Origin of the sequence: Kitasatospora xanthocidica (assembly GCF_014656195.1) — a bacterium.
Taxonomy (GTDB): Bacteria; Actinomycetota; Actinomycetes; order Streptomycetales; family Streptomycetaceae; genus Kitasatospora; species Kitasatospora xanthocidica.
In genome coordinates, this window is sequence record NZ_BNBY01000002.1 from 359,149 (window position 1) to 381,238 (window position 22,090).

General features: G+C 73.8%; 21 protein-coding genes. 13 read left to right on the forward strand and 8 right to left on the reverse strand.

The genetic code is table 11. The annotated features are described in order from the left end of the window. Positions 1 to 126 precede the first annotated feature (126 nt). Positions 127 to 786 carry a response regulator gene (locus tag IE332_RS04950; RefSeq protein WP_189913837.1) on the reverse strand — a complete coding sequence of 220 codons (660 nt, stop codon included), beginning with the start codon at positions 784 to 786 and terminating at the stop codon, positions 127 to 129. Continuing rightward, a complete protein-coding gene (locus IE332_RS04955; protein WP_229928304.1) occupies positions 783 to 2,270 on the reverse strand; it encodes a histidine kinase in 1,488 nt (495 codons plus the stop codon). The genes IE332_RS04950 and IE332_RS04955 overlap by 4 nt, the downstream gene beginning before the upstream one ends. Positions 2,271 to 2,478: 208 nt before the next feature. Here IE332_RS04955 and IE332_RS04960 point away from each other — a divergent pair, with 208 nt between their 5' ends. The 5 genes from IE332_RS04960 to IE332_RS04980 all read left to right on the forward strand — a co-directional run bounded on the left by IE332_RS04960 (position 2,479) and on the right by IE332_RS04980 (position 6,665). Next, positions 2,479 to 3,420 (forward strand): class I SAM-dependent methyltransferase, encoded by a 942-nt coding sequence (locus IE332_RS04960; protein ID WP_189913838.1) that lies wholly within the window; start codon positions 2,479 to 2,481, stop codon positions 3,418 to 3,420. A 9-nt stretch (positions 3,421 to 3,429) separates the two neighbouring features. Further along, positions 3,430 to 3,732, forward strand: a complete 303-nt coding sequence (locus IE332_RS04965; protein WP_189913839.1) for a GNAT family N-acetyltransferase — start codon at positions 3,430 to 3,432, stop codon at positions 3,730 to 3,732. Positions 3,733 to 3,934: 202 nt separating this feature from the next. Further along, positions 3,935 to 4,948, forward strand: coding sequence for an aldo/keto reductase (locus tag IE332_RS04970; RefSeq protein WP_189913840.1), 1,014 nt, complete (start codon positions 3,935 to 3,937; stop codon positions 4,946 to 4,948). A 79-nt stretch (positions 4,949 to 5,027) separates the two neighbouring features. Further along, a complete protein-coding gene (locus IE332_RS04975) occupies positions 5,028 to 5,618 on the forward strand; it encodes a TetR/AcrR family transcriptional regulator (protein ID WP_189913841.1) in 591 nt (196 codons plus the stop codon). 114 nt (positions 5,619 to 5,732) lie between these two features. Beyond that, positions 5,733 to 6,665, forward strand: a complete 933-nt coding sequence (locus tag IE332_RS04980; protein ID WP_189913842.1) for an ADP-ribosylglycohydrolase family protein — start codon at positions 5,733 to 5,735, stop codon at positions 6,663 to 6,665. A 208-nt stretch (positions 6,666 to 6,873) separates the two neighbouring features. Here IE332_RS04980 and IE332_RS04985 read toward each other — a convergent pair whose 3' ends face one another. Continuing rightward, complete coding sequence (locus tag IE332_RS04985; protein ID WP_189913843.1) at positions 6,874 to 7,140, reverse strand: GlsB/YeaQ/YmgE family stress response membrane protein; 267 nt, start codon at positions 7,138 to 7,140, stop codon at positions 6,874 to 6,876. A 191-nt stretch (positions 7,141 to 7,331) separates the two neighbouring features. Further along, entirely contained in the window at positions 7,332 to 7,598 is a 267-nt protein-coding gene (locus IE332_RS04990) for a GlsB/YeaQ/YmgE family stress response membrane protein (protein ID WP_189913844.1), read from the reverse strand. Between the two features lie 178 nt (positions 7,599 to 7,776). Between IE332_RS04990 and IE332_RS04995 the strand changes: the two genes are divergently transcribed. Beyond that, positions 7,777 to 9,021, forward strand: coding sequence for a glycosyltransferase (locus IE332_RS04995; RefSeq protein WP_189913845.1), 1,245 nt, complete (start codon positions 7,777 to 7,779; stop codon positions 9,019 to 9,021). A 107-nt stretch (positions 9,022 to 9,128) separates the two neighbouring features. On the opposite strand, the gene IE332_RS05000 is transcribed toward IE332_RS04995, so the two are convergent. From IE332_RS05000 to IE332_RS05015, 4 genes are all read right to left on the reverse strand, one after another. Continuing rightward, a complete protein-coding gene (locus IE332_RS05000) occupies positions 9,129 to 10,685 on the reverse strand; it encodes an NCS1 family nucleobase:cation symporter-1 (protein ID WP_189913846.1) in 1,557 nt (518 codons plus the stop codon). Positions 10,686 to 10,729: 44 nt separating this feature from the next. Next, positions 10,730 to 11,743, reverse strand: a complete 1,014-nt coding sequence (locus tag IE332_RS05005) for a TIGR03842 family LLM class F420-dependent oxidoreductase (protein WP_189913847.1) — start codon at positions 11,741 to 11,743, stop codon at positions 10,730 to 10,732. Between the two features lie 187 nt (positions 11,744 to 11,930). Beyond that, positions 11,931 to 13,361: a dihydropyrimidinase gene (gene hydA / locus IE332_RS05010; RefSeq protein ID WP_189913848.1), complete on the reverse strand. Its 1,431-nt coding sequence runs from the start codon at positions 13,359 to 13,361 to the stop codon at positions 11,931 to 11,933. 11 nt (positions 13,362 to 13,372) lie between these two features. After that, entirely contained in the window at positions 13,373 to 14,215 is an 843-nt protein-coding gene (locus tag IE332_RS05015) for a nitrilase-related carbon-nitrogen hydrolase (protein WP_189913849.1), read from the reverse strand. 434 nt (positions 14,216 to 14,649) lie between these two features. Between IE332_RS05015 and IE332_RS05020 the strand changes: the two genes are divergently transcribed. The 7 genes from IE332_RS05020 to IE332_RS05045 all read left to right on the forward strand — a co-directional run bounded on the left by IE332_RS05020 (position 14,650) and on the right by IE332_RS05045 (position 22,065). Beyond that, complete coding sequence (locus tag IE332_RS05020; protein ID WP_189913850.1) at positions 14,650 to 17,835, forward strand: hypothetical protein; 3,186 nt, start codon at positions 14,650 to 14,652, stop codon at positions 17,833 to 17,835. 191 nt (positions 17,836 to 18,026) lie between these two features. Beyond that, complete coding sequence (locus IE332_RS42320) at positions 18,027 to 18,104, forward strand: putative leader peptide (protein ID WP_107086570.1); 78 nt, start codon at positions 18,027 to 18,029, stop codon at positions 18,102 to 18,104. A 198-nt stretch (positions 18,105 to 18,302) separates the two neighbouring features. Then, a complete protein-coding gene (locus IE332_RS05025) occupies positions 18,303 to 18,842 on the forward strand; it encodes a cysteine dioxygenase (RefSeq protein ID WP_189913851.1) in 540 nt (179 codons plus the stop codon). Continuing rightward, positions 18,836 to 19,222 (forward strand): rhodanese-like domain-containing protein, encoded by a 387-nt coding sequence (locus IE332_RS05030; RefSeq protein WP_189913852.1) that lies wholly within the window; start codon positions 18,836 to 18,838, stop codon positions 19,220 to 19,222. The genes IE332_RS05025 and IE332_RS05030 overlap by 7 nt, the downstream gene beginning before the upstream one ends. Before the next feature lie 281 nt (positions 19,223 to 19,503). Next, positions 19,504 to 20,733, forward strand: a complete 1,230-nt coding sequence (locus IE332_RS05035; RefSeq protein ID WP_189913853.1) for an ABC transporter ATP-binding protein — start codon at positions 19,504 to 19,506, stop codon at positions 20,731 to 20,733. Next, positions 20,723 to 21,391 carry an ABC transporter permease gene (locus IE332_RS05040; protein ID WP_189913854.1) on the forward strand — a complete coding sequence of 223 codons (669 nt, stop codon included), beginning with the start codon at positions 20,723 to 20,725 and terminating at the stop codon, positions 21,389 to 21,391. The genes IE332_RS05035 and IE332_RS05040 overlap by 11 nt, the downstream gene beginning before the upstream one ends. Further along, the gene (locus tag IE332_RS05045; protein WP_189913855.1) at positions 21,388 to 22,065 is read left to right on the forward strand and encodes an ABC transporter permease; all 678 of its coding nucleotides are present in this window, start codon (positions 21,388 to 21,390) and stop codon (positions 22,063 to 22,065) included. The genes IE332_RS05040 and IE332_RS05045 overlap by 4 nt, the downstream gene beginning before the upstream one ends. Positions 22,066 to 22,090: the final 25 nt, after the last annotated feature.

Consider the following 22,090-nt stretch of genomic DNA (forward strand, 5'->3'; position numbering starts at 1 on the left):
ACGTCCGGGGAACACCCGCGTGAACACCCGCCGATGCGGTGCCCCGACGAGCCCCGCCGTGCGCCGCCACCGAAGGCCTCGCCCGAGGCCTCGCCGACGGTGCCGCCCGAGGCGGGGCCACCGTGCTCAGAAACCGTCCCCCACCAACCCGGCATCGCGGGCCAGCAACGCGGCTTGGACCCGGTTTCCGACGCCGAGCCCGGTCAGGATCCGACTGACGTGCGCCTTGACGGTGCTCTCCCGCATCCCCAGGACGCCCGCGATCTCGGCGTTGGAGAGCCCGTCGGCGAGCTCCCGCAGCACGTCGGTCTCGCGCGGGGTGAGCCCGGCGACCCGCCCGCGCGCGGCGACCGACCGGGGTGCGCCGACCCGGTGGTAGCGGTCGATCAGGCGCCGCGCCGCCGCCGGGTGCAGCATCCCCTGGCCGCCCGCGACGACGTGCACGGCCCGGGCGATCTCGGCGGGCGGGGTGTCCTTCAGCAGGAAGCCGTCCGCCCCGGCGGCGAGTGCCTGGTACACGTACTCGTCCAGGTCGAAGGTGGTGAGCGCGATGACCCGCGGGGCGTCGGGCAGTTCGCGCAGGCGCCGGGTGGCGGCGATGCCGTCGAGCCGGGGCATCCGGATGTCCATCAGGGCCACGTCGATCCGCCGGCTCCCGGCGAGTTCGACGGCCTGGAGCCCGTCGGAGGCCTCGGCGACCACGGTGAGCGCCGGGTCCTGGGCGAGCAGGTCGACCAGGCCGAGGCGCACCAGCGCGTCGTCGTCTACCACCATCGTGCGGATCATGCGACGTCCTTCGGCTGCTGCTCGGGGTGCTCCGGCTGCTTCGGGTGCTGCGTCTGCTTCGGGTGCTCCGGCTGCTTCGGGTGCTGCGTCTGCTTCGGGTGCTCCGGCTGCTGCGGGTGCTGCGTCTGCTTCGGGTGCTCCGGCTGCTGCGGCCGGTTCGGCGGCTCCGACCGGTCCGGCGGCTCCGACCGGTTCGGCGGCTCGGAGCGCTGCCGTCGCTCGGACCGGTCCGGCCCCGGAAGGGGAGCGCCGGTGCGGGCAGGGCGCGAGGCGTCCACCGACGGCAGCGGGCGCCCCGGCGCGGGCAGCCGGGCGGAGAGCCGGAAACCTCCGCCGCCGTCCGGGCCCGCGTCGAGGTGACCGCCGAGTGCGCCGACCCGTTCGCTCAGCCCCACCAGGCCGTAGCCACCACCCGGGACCGGTCCGTCCGGCGGCGCCTCGGCCGGGCCGTTGCGGACCTCGACGGTGGTCGCCGGTTCCCCGTAGCCGACCCGGACGCTGACCGGCGCGGCGGGCGCGTACTTGCGGGCGTTGGTCAACGCCTCCTGAACCAGGCGGTGCACGGCCAGCCGGTGGGTGGTCGGGACAGTCTCCGGATCTCCGGCGAGGGCCAGTTCGACCCGCTGCCCGGCCTGGGTCGCCTCGCCGACGAGTTCGGTGAGGTCACGCAGGGCGGGCGCCGGGACGGGCCCGGCCGCCGTCGGCTCGGACGGCTCCTCGGTACCGGCGGCCGGCCGGACCGGCGGATCTGCCCGCAGCGCGCCCAGGACGTCGCGCAGGTCGTCGAGCGAGCGGGCGGCGGTGGTGCGCAGCAGTTCGAGGCGGTGGGCGAGCCGGGCCTGATCAGCGGCGACGGTGCCGAGCCGGGCCTGGTCCCGCAGCACCCCGGCGTGCAGCACCAGGAGGCTCAGGCGGTGGGCGAGCACGTCGTGCATCTCCCGTGCGATCCGCGCCCGTTCGGCGGATCGGGCCTGCTCGGCACGCAACTCCCGCTCGCGGCGCAGCGCGTCGACCTGTGCGTGCAGGGTGCGGATCAGCACCCGCCTGCCGTGGAGCCACAGGCCGAAGGACAAGGTGGCGGCCTGGACCAGGAGTTGGGACCCCGTGGTGCCGGCCCAGCCGACCAGCGAGTCCGCACCCGTCGCGCTGACCACCGCGATGACCGCGCCACCGGCCATCGCCGGGCCGGCCCGGCCGAGGTGGGCGAGGTAGAAGACGCTGAACAGGCCGGGGAAAGCCCGGTTGAGCAACCCCGCGGTGAGCACCGGCAGTACGGCGGAGGCGACCGGGTGGCGGCGGGCGAAGAGCAGTGAGAGCGCGGCGAGCGCGACCATGACCGTCCGCGGTACGCGCAGCGGACCGTCGACGTGGAGCCACTGGACCATGGACTCCTCGACGGTGAGGGCGAGCACGCCGAGCAGCAGCGAGGTGTCGGCCCAGGGCCGGTGGTCCGGGCCGTACCAGCCGAGCAGGCTCCTGCGCATCGGGGCCCTCCTTTCTCCGCTCCGCGGGCCGTCGCTACCGTCCCCGGTCCCACTCCCGGTCCCACTCCCGGTCCCGGTCCCGATGCTAGGGGCGCCCGGCTCCACGGCGCCCCTGTCTTCCGACCAACCGCACCCTCGACTTTCGTCGGGGGTACGCGTCGCTGACCGGCCGATTCGCGGCGCTCCCACCCTTCCTAGCGTCAACGGTATGACGAACGACCAGCTCATCCACCGTCCCGACTCCCCACCCCCGAGGCACGGTTCACCGTCCGGAGGCGACCGCCTGCTGTTCCTCGCCGAGGCGCTGCGCGCCTTCCACGACACCGGCGCGCTGGCCCCGAGCGGTCCGGAGCTGGTGAACGCGCTGGTGGTACCGGTCATCAGCCGTCCGAACCGCCCGATCTCGGTGCTCGAGGTCGGCGCCGGCACGGGCGTGGTGACCCGCCGGCTGGTCCAAGTACTGCGCCCGGGCGACCGGTTGCACGTGGTCGAGGCCAACCCGCGGTTCGCCGACCGGCTGCGGGAGGACCCGGTGCTGGCCGCCCGCCACCCGGCGGTCGGCCTTCGGCTGTCGGCCTGCCGGGTCGAGGAACTGCCACGGTGCCGCCCGTCGGCACCTCTGCCCGCCTCTCCGTCGTCGCCGACGGAGACGGCGACAGGCCCGGAGGCGGTGGCAGGCCCGGAGGCGGCGGCGGCGGAGCACGGCGAACGGTACGACGCGATCGTCTCCGGACTGCCGTTCACCAACTTCCATCCCGCGCAGGTCCGCGAGATCCTCGACCTCTACCTGCGGCTGCTGACGCCCGGCGGCGAGCTGACGTACTTCGGCTACCTCGGCACCGCGACGGCGCGCACCCTCACCTCGGGCCCCCGCCGGGGTGCCCGGCACCGGGCGGTGGTGCGGCTGCTGCGGCGGTTCGAGGCGTCGTACGGCCTGGGCGAGCGCACGGTGTGGCGCAACCTGCCGCCCGCCCGCGCCCACCTGCTGCGCTCCCCCGGCGGGCGGGAGACCTGGACCGGCTCCGAGCCCGGGACGCGCGACGACACGGCCTCCGAATCGACGGGCGGGGCGGCCCCGCTCGATGATGGACCGGGGCCGGGCCCGGCCCCGACTCTCCGACTCTCCGACTCTCCGACTCTCCGACAGTGAGGTCCCGCGATGACCGTCTCGATCCGCGACGTGGAAGAGAAGAACCGCTTCGAGGCATGGGTGGACGGCGTACTGGCCGGCTTCGCCGAGTACCTGCGCAGCGACCACCTGGTGGTCTACCCGCACACGGTGGTCGAGCCCGCGTTCGAGGGCCAGGGCATCGGCAGCGCGCTCGCCCGTGCCGCACTGGACGACGCCCGCGCCCGCGACCTGCCCGTTCTCGCCACCTGCCCCTTCATCAAGGGCTGGATGCTCAGGCACCCCGAGTACACCGACCTCGCCTACGAGAACCGCAGCCGGGTCGCCGACTGACGGCCGCCGAGCGGCGCCTGGTCGGGCGCCGGCGCTGACAGATGACAATCGACAGATTTCAACTTTCAGATAACAGACGACAGCGAACAGATTTTGAAATCTGTTCGCTGTCGTGCCATAGTGGCACCCGGGCCACCCTGCCGCGCCGCGCCCCTCACCCCCGCTCGGCGCCGCATCCACCCCCGGACCCTCTGGAGTGCCCATGTCTTCGACCTCCCGCCCCGCGCAGCGCCACCTCGGCACCGCCGGTCCCGTCACCTCCGCCCTCGGCCTCGGCTGCATGGGCATGTCCGACCTGTACGGCCCGGCCGACGAGGCCGAGAGCATCGCCACCGTCCACGCCGCCCTCGACGCCGGGATCACCCTCCTCGACACCGGCGACTTCTACGGCATGGGCCACAACGAACTGCTGATCCACGAGGCACTGCGCGGCCGCGACCGCGAGGCCGTGCGGATCAGCGTGAAGTTCGGCGCCCAGCGCGGCCCGGACGGCCAGTGGCTCGGCTACGACGCGAGCCCGGCCGCCACCAAGACCGCGCTCGCCTACACCCTGCGCCGCCTGCGTACCGACCACGTCGACATCTACCGCCCCGCCCGCCTCGACCCGAAGGTCCCGGTCGAGGAGACCGTCGGCGCCATCGCCGACCTGGTGAAGGCCGGCTACGTGCGCCACATCGGCCTCTCCGAGGTCAGCGCCGACACCCTGCGCCGGGCCGCCGCCGTCCACCCGATCAGCGACCTCCAGATCGAGTACTCGCTGCTCAGCCGCTCGATCGAGGCCACCGTCCTCCCCGCCGCCCGCGAACTCGGCATCGGCGTCACCGCGTACGGCGTGCTCTCCCGCGGCCTGCTCAGCGGCCACTGGGGCCAGGACCGCGCCCTCACCGGCACCGACTTCCGCAGCCACAGCCCGCGCTTCCAGGGCGAGAACCTCGCCCACAACCTCGCGCTGGTCGAGGCGCTGCGCGCGATCGCCACCGCGAAGGGCGCGAGCGTCGCCCAGGTCGCCATCGCCTGGGTGGCCTCGCGCGGCCAGGACGTCGTCCCGCTGATCGGCGCCCGCCGCCGGGAGCGCCTCACCGAGGCCCTCGGCTCCCTCGACGTCACGCTGACCGAGGCCGACCTCGCCGCCGTCGAGGCCGCCGTCCCGGCCGGCTCCGCCGCGGGTGACCGGTACGCTGCCGCGCAGATGGCCCACCTGGACAGCGAGCACTGACCGGAACCCACCGGCACGACAAGCACCATCAGCACGACAGGCACGACCCCGACCGCACGACCTAAGAACGGACCTCCCCGTGACCACGGACACCACACTCACCGCCGAGCAGATCCTGATCGCGGCGGAGGACGTCCTCCGGCGGTTCGGCCCGGCCAAGGCCACCGTCGTGGACGTCGCCCGCATCCTCGGCGTCAGCCACAGCAGCGTCTACCGCCACTTCCCCAGCAAGGCCGCGCTGCGCGAGGCGGTCACCCAGCGCTGGCTCGACCAGGCGCACCACGAGCTCGCGGCCATCTCCACCGAGGGCGGCCACTCCGCCGAGCGGCTGCACCGCTGGCTGACGACGCTGTTCGCGGCGAAGCGAAAGAAGGCGCTGGACGACCCGGAGCTCTTCGCCACCTACATGGTGCTGGTCGAGGAGAACAGCGGCACCGTCGACGCGCACATCGACACCCTGGTCGGGCAGATCGCGCAGATCGTCCAGGACGGCATGGACGGCAAGGAGTTCAAGCTCGCCCACATCCTCAACACCGCCCGCGCCGTCTTCGACGCGACCGCCCCGTTCCACGACCCCGCCTTCGCGCCCACCTGGTCCGCCCCGGGCGCCGACGACCGCTTCGAGGCCGTCTGGAAGCTCGTCCTCGGCGGCCTGAAGGCCAAGTCCTGACCGCTGCTCCCCAAAAGCCGCTGGTCCCCGAAGGCCGGAGGGAAATCCGGTCGCCGGGCGCCCCGCCCGTCCGACAGACTGGCCGCACACAGTTGATCTCACTCGGAGGATGACATGCGTGCGGCCGGTCCGGCCCTGGACAGCCTGCAAGGGCTCGCCCTCGGCGACGCCTTCGGCGACCGCTGGTTCTCGGTCCCGGTGGACGAGGCGCCCGCGGCACTGGCCGCCCGCCTGGTCCGCCCCGCCCCCTGGCACTGGACCGACGACACCGCGATGGCGCTGGTGCTGGTCCGCCACCTGGCCGCCCACGGCGAGGTCCGACAGGACGCGCTGGCCGGGGAGTTCGCCGCCGAGTACACACGCGAGTACGGACGCAAGTACGGCCCGTCGATGCACCGGGTGCTGCGCGGGATCGGGGCGGGCGGGGACTGGCGCGCCATCACGGCGGGCCAGTTCGAGGGCCAGGGCTCGTACGGGAACGGCGCCGCGATGCGGGCCGCCCCGCTGGGCGCCTGGTTCGCCGACGACCTGGACGCGGTGGCCCGTCAGGCCGAACTCCAGGCGCTCACCACGCACTTCCACCCGGAGGCCGTCATCGGCGCGGTGGCGGTCGCCCTCGCGGCCGCGTTCGCCGTCCGGAGCCGGGGCGGAACCGCGCCCGGCCGAGCCGAGTTGCTCACCGAGATCGCCGGACGGCTGCCGGACAGCGACGTCCGGTCCGGCCTGCGGATCGCCGCCCGGCTGCCCGGGCACGCCAGCGTCCGGCACGCCGCGAACGTGCTCGGCTCCGGGATCCTGATCTCGGCGCCGGACACCGTCCCGTTCGCCCTCTGGTCCGCCGCCGGGCACCTGGACTCCCTGCCCGAGGCCATCTGGCACACCCTGGAAGGCTGGGGCGACCAGGACACCACCTGCGCCGTCTCGGCCGGGGTGGTCGCCGCCCGCACCGGGCTCGCCGACGTCCCGACCGCCTGGCTCACCGCCCGCGAGGACCTGCCGGACTGGGTCGCCGGGGTGGCGTCGGGCGCGGGCCCGCGGCCGGACTAGGGCGCGTCTTGTGGATCTTGTCGGATCAGGCCGCGGCGTTGGGGTGCGTGCATCGCAAGGCGGAGGAGGGAGTCCATGCGGTGGGGGCACCTCCCGGCCGAAGGCTGGGGGCCATCGGCGACCGACGACAACGCAGCGAGGTGCGTGCCCCGGCGTCGCGGACCCGGCAAAAATCCACAAGACGCGCCCTAGCCCCGGTTCCGGCCGGTCAGCGCCGGACGATGCGCAGGAGCACCCCGTAGGCGAACAGCAGCACCACCGCGCCACCGATCGCCGAGACCCAGGTCGTCAGGTCGAGGAAGCCCACCTTCACCGTTCCGTGCATCCAGTGCGAGACGATCCAGGTGCCGACGTAGGACCCGGCGATGCCGATCAGGGTGGTGCTGATCAACCCGCGCTCGCCCCTCCCGGGCAACGCCATCCGGGCCAGGGTCCCCGACACCAGGCCCAGCAGGATCCACGCCATCCAGCTCATCCGTCGCCCCTCGCGTCATCGGCGTGCCGGCCCCGTCGAGACTCCGGGCCCGTACCGAAGGACGCGCGAGGGCGCCGCATGGTTTCCGGCGCCCGCGAGGACCGGCGCGAACCGGCCACCCGGACGACTCGGCTCCGGACCACCCCGCTCCCAACCGCCCCGCGCCGGACCGCCCTGCTCCGGGCCGCCCGTCAGCGGCGCGAGTTGCCGAACAGCAGCCGGTAGACGATCAGCAGCACCAGGGCGCCACCGATCGCCGACACCCAGGTCGCCCCGTCGAAGAAGTGCGCGTTGATCGACCGGTGCATGAAGTGCGACGCGATCCAGCCGCCGACGAACGAGCCGGCGATGCCGATCAGGGTGGTGACGATCAGACCACCGGGGTCCTTCCCCGGCAGCAGCAGCTTGGCCAGCGCCCCCGCCAGCAGGCCCAGCACGATCCACGCGACGATGCCCATGCGTCCGTCCCTCCCGTTCCCGGCGCCACGGCCCCGTTCCGTGCGCTCTGCTCCGAAGGACGCCACCGCCCGCCACCCGGTTCCGCCCGCCCGGATCGGCCGCCCGGATCGGCCGCCCGGATCCACGGCCGTGCGTGGCGTCCTTCCTGCGGGCCGCCCCCGCCGGAATACTGCGGCCATGCGCATCCTGATCGCCACCGCCGGGTCGCGCGGCGACGTGGCCCCCTTCACCGGGCTCGGGGTCCGCCTGCGGGCGGCCGGCCACCAGGTGGCCGTCGCGACCCACACCACCTTCGCCGAGTCCGTACGGGCGGCCGGGCTGGAGTTCCGCCCGCTGCCGGTCGACCCGCGCGCCGAACTCGCCTCCGCGCAGGGCCGACGGCTGCTGGAAGCCGGCAGCGGACCGGGCGTGGTACTCCAACTGCTGCGACTCGGGCGGAAGTTCATGCCCGCGCTCGGCGACGGCATCGTCGAGGCCGTCGCACTCGGCACCGATCTCCTGCTGACCACCAGCACCACGAGTGCGCTCGGCCAGGTCGCCGCCGAGGCCGCCGGACTCCCCACCATCGGGCTGTTCCTCCAACCCATGGCCCCCACACGGGAGTTCGCACCGGCCGTCACGGGCACCCGGTCGCTCTCCCGGCCCGGCAACCTGCTCGCCGGGCACGCCGTCCAGGCCGCGACCGACCAGCTGTTCGTCCCCGCCGTCCGCGGACTGCGCCGCCGGCTCGGCCTGCCGCCGCTCGGCATCGCCCGGGCCCGGCGCGCCCACCCCGTCCTGCACGGCTTCTCGCCGACGGTCGTCCCCCGCCCGGCCGACTGGCACCCCCGGCTGGACGTCGCGGGCTACTGGTGGCCGCCCGCACAGCCGGACTGGCAACCCCCGGGCCGGCTCGTCGACTTCCTCGCCGCCGGCCCGCCGCCGGTCTTCGTCGGCTTCGGCAGCCTGGTCGTCCCGGACCCCGAACGGCTCACCGCCACGGTGCTCGCCGCCGCCCGCGCGGCCCGGGTCCGCCTGCTCCTCCAGGCGGGCTGGAGCGGTCTGGCCGCCGAGGACTCGGACACCGTGCTGACCATCGGCGACACCCCGCACGACTGGCTGTTCCCCCGTACGGCGGCCGTGGTCCACCACGCCGGTGCCGGAACCACGGCTGCTGCCCTTCGCGCCGGGACCCCCGCCATCCCGGTCCCCGCCCAACTGGACGCGCCCTTCTGGTCCGCCCGGCTCGCCGCCCTCGGCGTCTCCCCCGGACCTGTTCCCCTCGGGGCCCTCACCCCGGCACGCCTCGCGACCGCCCTCCGCCATGCCCTGGACACGCCCCACTACCGCACTCGCGCCCGCACCGTCGCCACCACGCTCGCCGCAGAGGACGGTGCCGCGAAGGTCCTGGCCGCCGTCGAACGGGTCACGGCGGCGGGGTGACGGGCGACGACGAACAGCGAACAACAAACAGATGACAGATTTCGTCATCTGTCATCTGTTTGCTGTCATCTGTCTGCTGTCATCTGTCTGCTGTCATCTGTTCGCCGTCAGGTGTCACTCGTCAGCCGCCCGCCCGACCGCCGCCCGACATTGAGCAGCACGTAGAGGCCCGCCGCCCCCGCCAGCCCGACCGCCCAGCCGTAGTCCGCGAGCGGCTTGAGGAAGGGGATGAGGCCGTTGGCCGGAAACGGACCCTGTTCGGCGCCGTGGGCGTCCACGGTCGAGTACGAGCCGCCCACCGCCAGCAGACCGCCCACCAGCAGCGCCGTGACGGCCCGCCAGTTCCATCCGCCCGCGTACCAGTACGCACCGCCCGGCCGGTACAGCTCGGTGAGGTCGAGGCGGGTCCGGCGCAGCAGCCAGTAGTCCGCGATCAGAACGCCGGCGACCGTGCCGAGCAGTCCGCCGACCACGCCCAGCCAGGTGTAGATGTAGACGTGCGGATCGGAGATCAGCCGCCACGGGAAGATCGCGATCCCGACCACGCCCGTGATCAGCGCCCCGGTACGGAAGTTGACGAACCGGGGCAGCAGGTTGGCGAGGTCGTAGGCCGGTGAGACGACGTTGGCGGCGATGTTCACCGACAGCGTCGCGACCAGGACGGTCAGCAGCGCGAACAGGATGCCGACCGGGTTCTCCATCTTCGCGGCCAGCCGGATCGGGTCCCAGACCGGTTCGCCGTAGACGGCCTGGGAGCCCGAGGTGACGAGGACGGACAGCAGCGCGAACAGCGTCATCGTGGTGGGCAGGCCGAGCGCCTGGCCGCGGATCTGGGCTCGCTGGCTGCCGCCGAAGCGGGTGAAGTCCGGGATGTTGAGTGCCAGTGTGGACCAGAACCCGATCATGCCCATCAGCGCCGGGAAGAAGACCTTCCAGAACCCGCTGCCCCACCCCAGCGCGGACGGCTGGTCGAGCAGCGGCCCGAGCCCGCCCGCCTTGACGGTGATCCACACCAGCAGCGCCAGCGCGCCGACGATGACGAACGGCGCCGCCCAGTTCTCGAAGCGCCGCAGCGCCTCCATCCCCCTCGCGATCACGGCCATCTCGATCAGCCAGAACACCAGGAAGGAGAGCCACTGGGTCCACGGGTATCCAGCGAACTCCCCTGCGGTGAGCCATGATTGGCCGAATATCTTACCCGCCAGCAGGAATATGCCCTCCCCGCCGATCCAGGTCTGGATGCCGAACCAGGCGCAGGCCACCGCCGCCCGGACGAGCGCGGGCAGGTTGGCTCCCCGCAGCCCGAACGAGGCTCGGGCGAACACCGGGAACGGGATGCCGTACTTGGTGCCCGCGTGCCCGATGAGCAGCATCGGCGCGAGCACGATCAGGTTGGCCAGGGCGATGGTCAGCACCGCCTGCTTCCAGTCCATGCCGATCGCGACCAGGCCCGAGGCCAGTGTCCAGGAGGGGATGTTGTGGGCCATGCCGACCCAGAGCGCGAGGAAGTTGTACGTGGTCCAGGTGCGCCGTGCCACCGGGACCGGCCGCAGGTCGTCGCTGGTGAAGCCATTGGGGGGCAACTCACCGACGGTCGGGTCGAGTTCGACCCGGCCGTCGGGGTGCTGCCGCTGTCTGCCGCCGCCGGTCGCGGTGTCGGTCATGGGCAACTCCCGTCTGCCGCTGCTGTGCTGGGATCACATGGGGGTCACAGGTGGGGGATGACGTCCGTCCCGTAGGCGTCGATGGTGCTCTCGATCGCGTCGTGCATGGCGTAGACGGCGAACTGGTCGACGCCGAGGGAGCGGAGTTCCGCGAGCCGGGCGCGCTGCGTCTCCGCCGGGCCGATCAGGCAGAAGCGGTCGACGATCTCGTCCGGGACGAAGGTGGTGTCCGGGTTCCCGGCCCGGCCGTGGTGGCTGTAGTCGTAGCCCTGGCGGCCCTTGATGTACTCGGTGAGCGCTTCCGGCACCAGGTCGGAGTGCTCGCCGTAGTGGTTGACCAGGTCGGCGACGTGGTTGCCGACCATTCCGCCGAACCAGCGGCACTGCTCCCGGGCGTGGGCGAGGGCGGCGGGCGAGTCGTCGGCGGTGACGTAGGCGGGCGCGGCGACGCAGATGGTGACCGAGTCCGGGTCCCGGCCGGCCTCGACGGCGGCGGACCGCACCGCCTTGACCATGAACTCGGTGAGGTACGGGTCGGCCAACTGCAGGATGAACCCGTCCGCTTGGCGGCCGGTCAGCGCAAGCGCCTTCGGCCCGTACGCGCCCATCCAGATCGGCAGCGAAGCACCCGGGCCGACCCAGGGCAGGTGCATCTCGGTCTCGTCCACCTCCACGGTGCGGCCCTCGGCCAACTCCTTGATGGCGTGCATGGCTTGGGAGAGCCGGTCGAGCGTGGCCGGACGGCGTCCGGCGACCCGCATCGCGGAGTCGCCGCGGCCGATGCCGCAGACCGTGCGGTTGCCGTACATGTCGTTGAGCGTGGCGAACAGGGAGGCGGTCACCTCCCAGGTGCGGGTGGAGGGGTTGGTGACCATCGGGCCGACGGTCAGCCGCTCGGTCTCGGCGAGGATCCGGCTGTAGATGACGAAGGGCTCCTGCCACAGCACGCAGGAGTCGAAGGTCCAGCCGTGGCTGAACCCGGCCTGCTCGGCGCGGATCATCCGGTCGATGAGCAGGCGGGCGGGCGGGTCGGTCTGCAGGACGAGGCCGATGTCCATGACGGGCTCCAGGGATAAGAGGGTTAACGGCGACGACGGGGACGACGGGGGCCGGCGCCCGCCCGCGGCCCGAACGCCCGGCCTCGGGGTCCGCCCCGAGGCCGGGCGGCCGGTCGGTGGACGGCCAGGCAACCGGGCAGCGGCAGGTCGACAAAAGGACGTGCGGGTCCGGATCGCGCGGCGGCGGTCAGACCAGGTACTGGCAGGTGTCGCGGCGCAGGAAGGTGCCGTGCCCGGCCCGGCCGAGCCAGGTGCCCTCGTCCAGCACGACGGTGCCCCGGGAGAGCACCGTCCGCGCCCGGCCGGTGAGCCGGCGGCCCTCGTACGCGGAGTAGTCCACGTTCATGTGGTGGGTCGCCGCGGAGACGGTCTGGACCGCGGTGGGGTCGTAGACGACGAGGTCGGCGTCGGCGCCCGGCGCGATGGTGCCCTTGCGCGGGTGCAGCCCGAACATCCGGGCCGGCGTGGTGCAGGCGATCTCGATCCAGCGGCGCCGGCTGATGTGCCCGTCCACGACGGCCTGGTGGAGCAGGTCCATCCGGTTCTCCACGCCCGGGAGGCCGTTGGGGATCTTCGAGAAGTCGCCGCGCCCGAGCTCCTTCTGGCCGACGAAGCAGAACGGGCAGTGGTCGGTGGAGACCACCTGGAGGTCGTTGGTGCGGAGCCCGCGCCAGAGCGCCTCCTGGTGCTCGCGCGGCCGCAGCGGCGTGCTGCACACGTACTTGGCGCCCTCGAAGCCGTCGGCGCCCTCCTCGGCGAGGTTGTCGGTGGAGAGGAACAGGTACTGCGGGCAGGTCTCGCCGAAGACGTTGTGCCCGGCGTCGCGGGCCCGGGCGAGTTCGTCGAGGGCGGAGGCCGCGGAGACGTGCACCACGTAGAGCGGGCTGCCGGCGACCTGGGCGAGCTTGATCGCCCGGTGGGTGGCCTCGGCCTCCAGCAGTTCGCGGCGGACCTCACCGTGGTACCGGGGGTCGGTCTTCCCGGCGGCGAGCGCCTGTTCGACCAGGACGTCGATGGCGATGCCGTTCTCGGCGTGCATCATGATCAGCCCGCCGTTGGCGGCGCCGCGCTGCATGGCGCGCAGGATGCGGCCGTCGTCGCTGTAGAAGACGCCGGGGTAGGCCATGAAGAGCTTGAAGGAGGTGGACTCGCCGGAGTCGACGAGGGTGTCCATCTCCTTCAGCACACCGTCGTTGACGTCGGAGACGATGGCGTGGAAGGCGTAGTCGACGGCGCAGTTGCCCTCGGCCTTGGCGTGCCAGGCGTCCAGGCCCTCGCGCAGCGAGCCGCCGACCGGCTGGACGGCGAAGTCCACGATGGTGGTGGTGCCGCCCCAGGCGGCGGCCCGGGTGCCGGTCTCGAAGGTGTCGGAGGCCGCGGTGCCGCCGAAGGGCAGCTCCATGTGGGTGTGCGCGTCGACGCCGCCCGGGATGACGTAGTGGCCGGTGGCGTCGATGACGGTGTCGGCGGTCCAGGCCTCGGCCGCGGAGCTGCCGGTGGCGGCGAGGGCGGCGACGCGCTCGCCCTCGATCAGGACGTCGGCGTGGAGTTCGTCGGTGGCCGTGATGACGAGGCCGCCGCGGACGATGGTGCGCTGCTGCGGGTCGCGGGTGGTCATCGCGCTGCTCCTCAGGCCTCGGCGAGCGGTCCGTAGGCGTCGGGGCGGCGGTCCCGGTAGAACGCCCACTGCTGGCGGACCTCTTCGATCAGGCCGAGGTCGAGGTCGCGCACGACGAGCTCCTCCTCCTTGTCGGAGGCCACGTCGCCGACGAACTGGCCGCGCGGGTCCACGAAGTAGGAGGTGCCGTAGAAGTCGTTGTCGCCGTACTCCTCGGTGCCGACCCGGTTGATGGCGGCGACGAAGTACTCGTTGGCGACGGCGGCGGAGGGCTGTTCGAGCTGCCAGAGGTAGGCGGACAGGCCCCGGCTGGTGGCGGAGGGGTTGTAGACGATCTGCGCGCCGGCCAGGCCGAGGGCGCGCCAGCCCTCGGGGAAGTGCCGGTCGTAGCAGATGTAGACGCCGACCTTGCCGACGGCGGTGTCGAAGACCGGCCAGCCGAGGTTGCCGGGCTTGAAGTAGTACTTCTCCCAGAAGCCCTTGACCTGCGGGATGTGGTGCTTGCGGTACTTGCCGAGGTAGCTGCCGTCGGCGTCGATCACGGCGGCGGTGTTGTAGTAGACGCCGGTCTGCTCCTCCTCGTACACCGGGACGACGACGACCATCCCGAGCTCGCGGGCGAGGTCCTGCATCCGGCGCACGGTCGGGCCGTCGGGGACGGCCTCGGCCCAGCGGTAGTGCTCGGCCTCCTGGACCTGACAGAAGTACGGGGCGTTGAAGACCTCCTGGAAGCCGATGATCTTCGCGCCCTGGGCGGCGGCCTCCCGGGCGTACTGCTCGTGGAGGGCGATCATGCTCTCCTGGTCACCGGTCCAACGGGTCTGGACGAGCGCGGCACGGACGATCTGCGACATGGGTACCTCCGCAACTCCGCGTCCCGGCCGTGCGGCCGGGCCCGCGGTCCGAGGGTTGACGGGGCGGGTCTCACCCGCGGGTCCGCTCGGGGATCCGCAGGTGTCTACGTGCGTAGAAAGCGATCTGCTGACGGTAGGCCGGGCCTTGGTGGCCTGACAATACGTCGGCGGTAACGCGTCTGGGGCGATCTTGTTACGCGGACACGCGGATGGCCCTGGGTGGGATGAAACGGTCATCTACCCCGGGAGTGACCTCCTTACTCATTCGAGTGAAACGGGGCACCCGGGGTGCGGATTCGGCCATCGTGGGGTACAAGCCGCGTGAACATCGTCGTGGATCACCGGGGATCGCCAGTCCCCAGTGATTTCATACGAGTTCGGCGGCCCGGCCACGGGGGATCGGAGCCGCCACACGGGGGTGACGGATGGCTGTGGTGACGAAATCCGCCGCGGGCGCGGCGCATACGGCGGCGGGCGACGGCCCGGCTCAGCGGCCGCCCGCGCCGCCCGCCTGGGCGGGCCTGCTGCTCGCGTTCGCCGCACTGCTGCCGGTCGTGCTCGGCGCGCTGCTCTTCCGCCGCCAGGCACCGCCGGTGCGGGACGTCGCCCTCCAGCTGGCCGGCACCCGCACGGCCGCCGAGGCGGTGGTCGCCGGTCGCGCCGGGGACTACCTGGCCGCGCTGCGCGCCGACGTCTGGCTGATCGGCGGCTACGGGCTGACGCTGGTGGCCGCGGCGCTGCTCGGCGGGTACGTGCTGGGCGGGTACCCGCTCGGCAGGGGGCGCGGCCGTGCCCTGGTGGTCACGGTCGGCGGCGCCGGCCTGCTCGCCGCCTGCTGCGACCTCGCCGAGGACGCCCTGCTGCGCAGCGGGCTGGACGGCCTCGGTGCCACCGGGTCCGACACCCCCTTCGCCGCCGCCACCGCGCTCGCCACCGTCAAGTGGCTGCTGCTCCTGCCCGCCGGGCTGGTGGCGGTGGGCATCCTGACCGTGACCGCCGCCCGGGCGGTTCGCGGCCTCCTGCCGTCGCGCCCCTTCGGAAGCGAAGCGACCGCCCGCGACGGTGCCACCGACGAGCACACGACCGACGAGGGCACCCCCGACCGCCCGGCGCTGATCCCGCCGTGGCCGACGACCACCCGGCACGGCAGACCACCGACCCCGCGCCGTCGACCTGGCCGACCGGCCCCGGCGGCCTCAGCCACCCCATCGACCCCACCGGCCCCACCGGTCTCACCGGCCGGCCCCGCCCCGCACGCCCACTGGCGCGACGCCGCCCAGGTGCCGCCCGGCCGCGAGCCCGCCGAACTCGGCTTCTGCGTCTCCGGCGGCGGGATCCGGTCGGCCTGCGTGACGCTCGGCGCGCTCCAGTCGCTGCGGCCCTGGCTGAAGCGCGCCCGCTACCTGGTCTCCGTCTCCGGCGGCGGGTACACCGTCGGAGCGCTGCAGCTCGCGCTGAGCGACTCCTCGCCCGGCGATCCGGTACGGGCCGTCTCGGGCCTCACGGCGGACACCGTGATGGAACCCGGCTCCCCGGAGGAGGACCACCTCCGCCGGCACGGCAAGTACGTCGCCGACGGCGCCGGCGAGTGGCTGGTCGCCCTCGGGACGCTGCTGCGCGGCGTGCTGTCCGCCCTCACCCTGCTGCTGGCCGCCGTCCTGGCGCTCGGCCTCGGCCTGAGCCGTTTCTACCACGCCGTCCCGCTCACCGAGCTGGGCCACCTGGCGGCGGCCGGTCTGCGCCACCCGGGCGCCGTGCCGGGCCCGTTGGAGTTACGGGCGCCCGCGCTCACCGCGCTGGGCGTGCTGCTGGCGGCGGCCGCCGGGTGCTGGCTGCTGTGGCTGCTGGCCTTCCCCTCGCTCGGCTGGCAGGCGCTGCTGCCGCGCGTGCTGCGCCGGCTCTACTTCACCGCGCTCGCGCTGGCCGGTCTGCTCGCCGTCGGCGTGCTGGCGGTTCCGGGGCTGGCCTGGGGCGCGGTACGGCTGCAGCAGGCGCTGGCGGCGGGCCCGCGGCGGACCGGCGCCGGGCTCAGCCTGACGGTGGTGCTCAGCTACCTGGCACTGCTGCTGGGCATACTCTGGCGCGACCGCCGGACGATCGGCCAGGGCGCGGCCGCGCTCGGCGGGGCCCTGCGCGGCATCCGCCGGGCCGGCGGCGGGCTCACCGCCGGCCTCGCCCAGTACCTCGTGGTGTGGGCGGCCGCGCTGGCGCTGACGGCGGGCGCGCTGCTGGCCCTCGGCTGGGCGGTCGCCACCGGGTACGCCTGGCCGACGGCCGTCCAGGTGCTGCTGCCGCTGGTGCTCGGCGCGGTCGGGCTCAACCTCGACCAGACCTGGATGAGTCTGCACCCGTTCTACCGGCTGCGGTTGGCCTCGGCGTTCGCGGTCCGGCGGGCCACCGAGGGCGGCCGTTCGGTGGCCCGCCCGTACCACTTCTTCCGGGAGCAGACCTGGCTGAGCCACTACGGCGCGCGGCACCCCGACTTCCCGCAGGTGATCTTCTCGGCGGCGGCCAACCTGTCCGGCAACTCCCGTACACCACCCGGCCGTCGGGCGGTCTCCTACTCGCTCTCGTACGACTACGTGGGCGGTCCGGACGTCGGGTACGCGCGCACCGACCTGCTGGAGCGGCGCACCCGGCGGCACATCGCCCGGGACCTCACCGTCCAGTCGGCGATGGCCGTCTCCGGGGCCGCCTTCGCCTCCGCGATGGGGCGTGAATCCCGGGTCTACCAGGGGCTGTTCGCGGTGACCAACGCGCGCCTCGGCACCTGGCTGCCCAACCCGGCGGTACTCGACCCGGACTGGTCCGGCACCCGGGACTGGCGCCGCCCCGCGCAGCCCGCCGTACGCCGGCTGCCGTACCAACTGCGGGAGCTGGTCGGGCGGTTCCCGGCGGACGACCGCTTCCTGCTCACCACCGACGGCGGCCACTACGAGAACCTCGGGCTGGTCGAACTGCTGCGGCACCGGGTGCGCACGGCGGTCTGCGTCGACTCCAGCGGTGACGCGGGCCACGCCGCCGCCCTCGCCGCCGCGATCACCCTGGCCCGCGAGGAGCTGGGCGTGGAGATCACCCTGCACCGGCCGGACCTGCTGGTCCCGGGCAGCGCCGCCGACGGGTCGGGTGACGGGCCGTCCGACGGGCGGTACGACGGGCCGGTCGGCAAGGACGCCGGCCGGCCACCACTGCACGGGCTGGCGGCGAGACTGTCCGACCGGCTGTCGGCCCGGGCGGTCATCACCGGTGACATCCGCTACCCGGACCTGGACGGGGACACGCCCGAGGCCGAGCGGCACGGCACGCTGATCGTCCTCAAGGCGGCGCTCACCCCCGACCTGCCGTACGAACTGCACGCCTACGCGACGGAGAACCCGGCCTTCCCGAACGACGGCACCAGCGACCAGTGGTTCGACCACCGCCAGTTCGACGCCTACCAGGCCCTCGGCCGCTACCTGGGCGACCGCGCCGCACCGGTGATCGAGGAGGCCCTGGCCGCCCCGACGGCTCCGCAGACCGGATCGGCCGCCCCGGTGCCCGCGGCCTCCGCCACCACCCCGGGCTCCGCGTCCGCGTCCGAGAAGGCTCCCCCGGGGCCGCGCCGCCCGGCCGAGGAGTAGCCGGGGCGATGACCGGCCGGGTCGGGGGCCGCCGGGTCGAGGCCGTTCGACGGTGCCGGCCACCGGCCCGGCAGCGCCACGCGCGGCCCTCGACCGGCCCTCGACCGACCGTCGACCGGCCCTCGACCCGCTGTCGACCGGTCGGCGGACCGGCTTGACTTCGTCCGGTTCGCTCGGGAAGGATCCGGCACATGGACTCCGGCGCCACTCTGGTTTGCCGCCTGCACGTCGATCTGCGACGCCAGGCGAGTTCCATCTGTGCCTGTTGACCCTGCACTGCCCCGCCGGTCCCACCCTGTGACGTCTGCCAGGGCCCGTACCGCGCACCCGTACCCGCAGTCCTGATCTCCCCGCCCCACTCCGGCGCACCCCGTGCGCGCCGGGCCGCTCCGTCGGTCCGCGCCCGCTCACCGCCGCCGGACCCGGGCGCACCCCGCCGACGTTCCCGCGCACCCGAGGACGCCTTGATGAGCACGCACACCAGCCTGGACCTCGCCCCCGCCACCCCGACCGGCGCCGTTGCCGCCGCGGAAACCCCCGCGGAAGCCCGGGCCCCGCTCACCCCCAGCACCCTCCGGGCCATCGTCCGCGAGCTGGCCGAACAGCCCGACCAGTGGATCCACCACGTCCGCCTCTCCACCGAGGAGCGCTGGTACCGGCGCCTGGTGGCCGATGACGACCACGAGGTGTGGCTGATCAGCTGGCTGCCAGGCCAGTCCACCGGCTTCCACGACCACGGCGGCTCGCGCGGCGCGTTCGCGGTCGCCCTGGGCGAGCTGGAGGAGCTGTCCCTCGGCGGCCCGGACCAGGGACTGCTGATCCGCCGGGTGCCGGCCGGCACCGCCCGCGCCTTCGGCCCGGAGTACGTGCACGACGTGCGCAACACCGCGTCCGGGCCGGCCGTCACCCTGCACGCCTACTCGCCCCCGCTGAGCTCGATGGCGCACTACGACCTGCGGGCCGGCGGGCTCGTCCGCACCTCCGAGGAAGGACCGGAACAATGGTGACCACGATCGACGACCTGGTGGAGCGGGCCCGCGAGGGCGTCCACCGCCCACGCGCCCGGGAGGCGTACCACGCCCAGCTGGAGGGCGCCCTGCTGGTGGACATCCGTCCGGCGGCGCAGCGGGCGGCCGAGGGGGAGATCCCGGGCTCGCTGATCATCGAGCGCAATGTGCTGGAGTGGCGGCTCGATCCGACGGGCAGTCACCGGATCCCCGAGGCCTCCGGCTACGACGTCGAGGTGATCGTGGTCTGCTCGGAGGGCTACGCCTCCAGTCTGGCCGCCGCCTCGCTCCGCGAACTGGGCCTGCACCGGGCGACCGACCTGGACGGCGGCTTCGTCGGGTGGGCGGCGGACGGCCTGCCGACCCGTCAGGGCGGCTGAGCCGGGCCGCCCGGCGGGGCGGCACCCGCCCCGCCCTCGGCCCCACGGCACACGCCCGGCGGTAAATCAGAGACAGGAGATGATGCAGGTCATAGTCTGATCGGAGTTTCCGCCGGTCCGATCCTGGGCAGCCACGCGGGCGGAGGAACGCCCGGCGCGGTCGGTACGCCAAGCGTCACAGCACCGATCCGCACCGCCGTTTGTCGACAAGCCGCCATCAACCGAACGACCGACCGACACAGGCGCCCCCTCCTCCGGGCGCCCTGACGAGGAAACACCCCGTGATCAGATTCGAGGGCGCCGGAAAGCGCCACCCCGACGGAACCGTCGCCGTCGAGGGCTTGGACCTTGAGGTCCCCACCGGTCGGATAACCGTCCTGGTCGGACCGTCCGGCTGCGGCAAGACCACCCTGCTGCGCATGGTCAACCGGATGGTCGAGCCCACCTCAGGCCGGGTGCTGCTGGACGGCACCGACGTCGCGGAGCTGGAGCCCGCCAAGCTGCGCCGCGGCATCGGGTACGTGATCCAGCAGGCCGGACTCTTTCCGCACCGCAAGGTGATCGACAACATCGCCACCGTCCCGAACCTGCTCGGCTGGGACCGCAAGAAGGCCCGCGCCCGGGCCGCCGAACTGCTCGAACTGGTCGGGCTCGCGCCCGAGACCGCCAAGCGGTACCCGTTCCAGCTCTCCGGTGGCCAGCAGCAGCGGGTCGGCGTCGCGCGTGCCCTGGCCGCCGACCCGCCGGTGCTGCTGATGGACGAGCCGTTCAGCGCCGTCGACCCGGTCGTCCGCGCCGGACTGCAGGAAGAACTGCTGCGACTGCAGTCGGAGCTGCACAAGACGGTGCTGTTCGTCACCCACGACATCGAGGAGGCCGTCCGGCTCGGCGACCAGGTGGTGGTGCTGCGCGAACACGGCCGGATCGCCCAGCTGGCCGACCCGCACACGCTGCTCACCACCCCCGCCGACGACGGCGTGGCCGCCTTCCTCGGCCGCGACCGCGGTCTGCGCGGCCTCGGCCTGCGCCCGGCGAGCGCCATCGCGCTGCGCCCGGTGGGCGACGGCCGCAAGGACGGTCCCGAAGGCGGGCCCACGGACGGACTCACCCACGGCGGCTGGGAGTTGACCCTGGACGACGAACGCCGGCCGATCGGCTGGATCGACCGCGCCGCCGTCACCGCCGAGCTGCACCCGGTCGCCGGGTTCCACCCGGACACCGACACCCTGCGCACCGTGCTGGACGCCGCTGTCCTCTCCCCCGCCGGCGTCGCGGTGGCGCTGGACACCGAGGGCCGGGCCACCGGCACCGCGAGCCGCGAGGCCGTCCTGGCCGCGCTCGCCCCGGGGTCGTCCCGGCCCGGGGCGGCCAGGCCCGGGGCGGCCAGGCCCGAGACGGCCAGGCCCGAATCCGGCGGGCCCGGGTCCGGCGGGCCTGTCCGGACCGACAAGCCAGCCACCGGGGACGCCCCGGACGCCGGCCCCGCGGACGGAGCCCCCGGTGGACGATGAACCGATCGTCCGCTGGTACTGGATCGGCGACCACGTCGGCTACCTCGGCCACCTGCTCGCCGACCACGCCGTGATCGCCCTCGTCCCGGTGCTCATCGGCCTGCTGCTGGCGATCCCGCTCGGCCTGGCCTGCGCCCGCTTCCCGCGGCTCTACCAACCGCTGTCCGCCGTCTTCAACATCGTCTACGCGCTGCCCTCGCTGGCCGTGTTCGTGGTGCTGATCCCGTACACCGGGCTCGCGACGCAGGCGACCGTGATGATCCCGCTCACCTTCTACGCCCTCGCCGTCCTGCTGCCGACCACGGTGGACGGGCTACGCGCCGTCCCGGACGCCGTCCGGCAGGCCGCCACCGCGATGGGGTACGGGCCGTGGCACCGGCTGACCTCGGTCGAGCTGCCCGCCGCCGTCCCGTACCTGATCGCCGGGCTCCGGGTCGCGGCGGTGTCCAGCATCTCGCTGGCCAGCGTCGGGGCGCTGATCGGGCGCGGCGGGCTCGGCTACCTGTTCATCGACGGCTTCCAGCGCACCTTCCCGACCCCGATCGTGGCCGGCATCGCGCTGATCGCCGTCCTGGCGCTGGCCGTCGACCTGCTGCTGGTGGGCGCCCGGCGGGTGCTCGCGCCCTGGGCCGTCCGGGAGAAGGGGGCGGGCTCGTGAACTGGCTGACCTGGCTGGGCGACTTCTTCACCGCCCCCGACCACCGCAGCGGTCCGGACTCGATCGTGCACCGCGTCTCCGAACACCTGCTGCTCTCCGGCGAGGCCCTGCTGTACGCGGCGCTGCTCGCCGTCCCGCTCGGGCTGCTGATCGGCTACACCGGGCGCGGCGTCACCGTGGTGACCGCGCTCGCCGGCGCCGCCCGCGCCCTGCCGACCCTCGGCCTGGTGACCCTGGCGGTGCTGCTCGCCGGGGTCGGCGACTCCGCCGTCCTGCTCCCGCTGGTCGCGCTCGCCGCCCCGCCACTGCTGGTGGCCGCCGTCGAGGGGGTGCGCGGCACCGACCCGGACGTCCGGGACGCCGCGCGCGGCATCGGCCTGACCCACCCCCAGGTGCTGTGGCAGGTCTGCCTGCCCTCGGCCGCGCCGACCCTGCTGGCGGGCTTCCGCACCGCGACCGTCCAGGTGATCGCGACCGCCACGGTGGCCGCGTACGTCGGGCTGGGCGGGCTCGGCCGCTACGTGATCGACGGGCTGGCGACCCGCAAGTACGCCGTGACGGTGGGCGGGGCGCTGCTGGTGGTGCTGCTCGCGGTCGCCGCCCAGCTGTTCTTCTCCCTGCTCGCCCGGTTCGCGCTCCCGCCCGGGGTGCGCGCCCAGCACCGGGCCCGCTGAACCTCCTCTCCCCATCCTCTCCGGA

Excerpts from the sequence above, each read along its gene's own strand:
- IE332_RS04995 (WP_189913845.1), top strand. The coding sequence starts at position 7,777 with ATGCGCATCCTGATCGCCACCGCCGGGTCGCGCGGCGACGTGGCCCCC.
- IE332_RS05025 (WP_189913851.1), top strand. The coding sequence starts at position 18,303 with ATGAGCACGCACACCAGCCTGGACCTCGCCCCCGCCACCCCGACCGGC.
- hydA (WP_189913848.1), bottom strand. The coding sequence starts at position 13,361 with ATGACCACCCGCGACCCGCAGCAGCGCACCATCGTCCGCGGCGGCCTC.
- IE332_RS05030 (WP_189913852.1), top strand. The coding sequence starts at position 18,836 with ATGGTGACCACGATCGACGACCTGGTGGAGCGGGCCCGCGAGGGCGTC.
- IE332_RS04960 (WP_189913838.1), top strand. The coding sequence starts at position 2,479 with ATGACGAACGACCAGCTCATCCACCGTCCCGACTCCCCACCCCCGAGG.
- IE332_RS04970 (WP_189913840.1), top strand. The coding sequence starts at position 3,935 with ATGTCTTCGACCTCCCGCCCCGCGCAGCGCCACCTCGGCACCGCCGGT.
- IE332_RS04980 (WP_189913842.1), top strand. The coding sequence starts at position 5,733 with ATGCGTGCGGCCGGTCCGGCCCTGGACAGCCTGCAAGGGCTCGCCCTC.
- IE332_RS04985 (WP_189913843.1), bottom strand. The coding sequence starts at position 7,140 with ATGAGCTGGATGGCGTGGATCCTGCTGGGCCTGGTGTCGGGGACCCTG.
- IE332_RS42320 (WP_107086570.1), top strand. The coding sequence starts at position 18,027 with ATGGACTCCGGCGCCACTCTGGTTTGCCGCCTGCACGTCGATCTGCGA.
- IE332_RS04965 (WP_189913839.1), top strand. The coding sequence starts at position 3,430 with ATGACCGTCTCGATCCGCGACGTGGAAGAGAAGAACCGCTTCGAGGCA.
- IE332_RS04990 (WP_189913844.1), bottom strand. The coding sequence starts at position 7,598 with ATGGGCATCGTCGCGTGGATCGTGCTGGGCCTGCTGGCGGGGGCGCTG.
- IE332_RS05005 (WP_189913847.1), bottom strand. The coding sequence starts at position 11,743 with ATGGACATCGGCCTCGTCCTGCAGACCGACCCGCCCGCCCGCCTGCTC.
- IE332_RS05000 (WP_189913846.1), bottom strand. The coding sequence starts at position 10,685 with ATGACCGACACCGCGACCGGCGGCGGCAGACAGCGGCAGCACCCCGAC.
- IE332_RS05015 (WP_189913849.1), bottom strand. The coding sequence starts at position 14,215 with ATGTCGCAGATCGTCCGTGCCGCGCTCGTCCAGACCCGTTGGACCGGT.
- IE332_RS04955 (WP_229928304.1), bottom strand. The coding sequence starts at position 2,270 with ATGCGCAGGAGCCTGCTCGGCTGGTACGGCCCGGACCACCGGCCCTGG.
- IE332_RS04950 (WP_189913837.1), bottom strand. The coding sequence starts at position 786 with ATGATCCGCACGATGGTGGTAGACGACGACGCGCTGGTGCGCCTCGGC.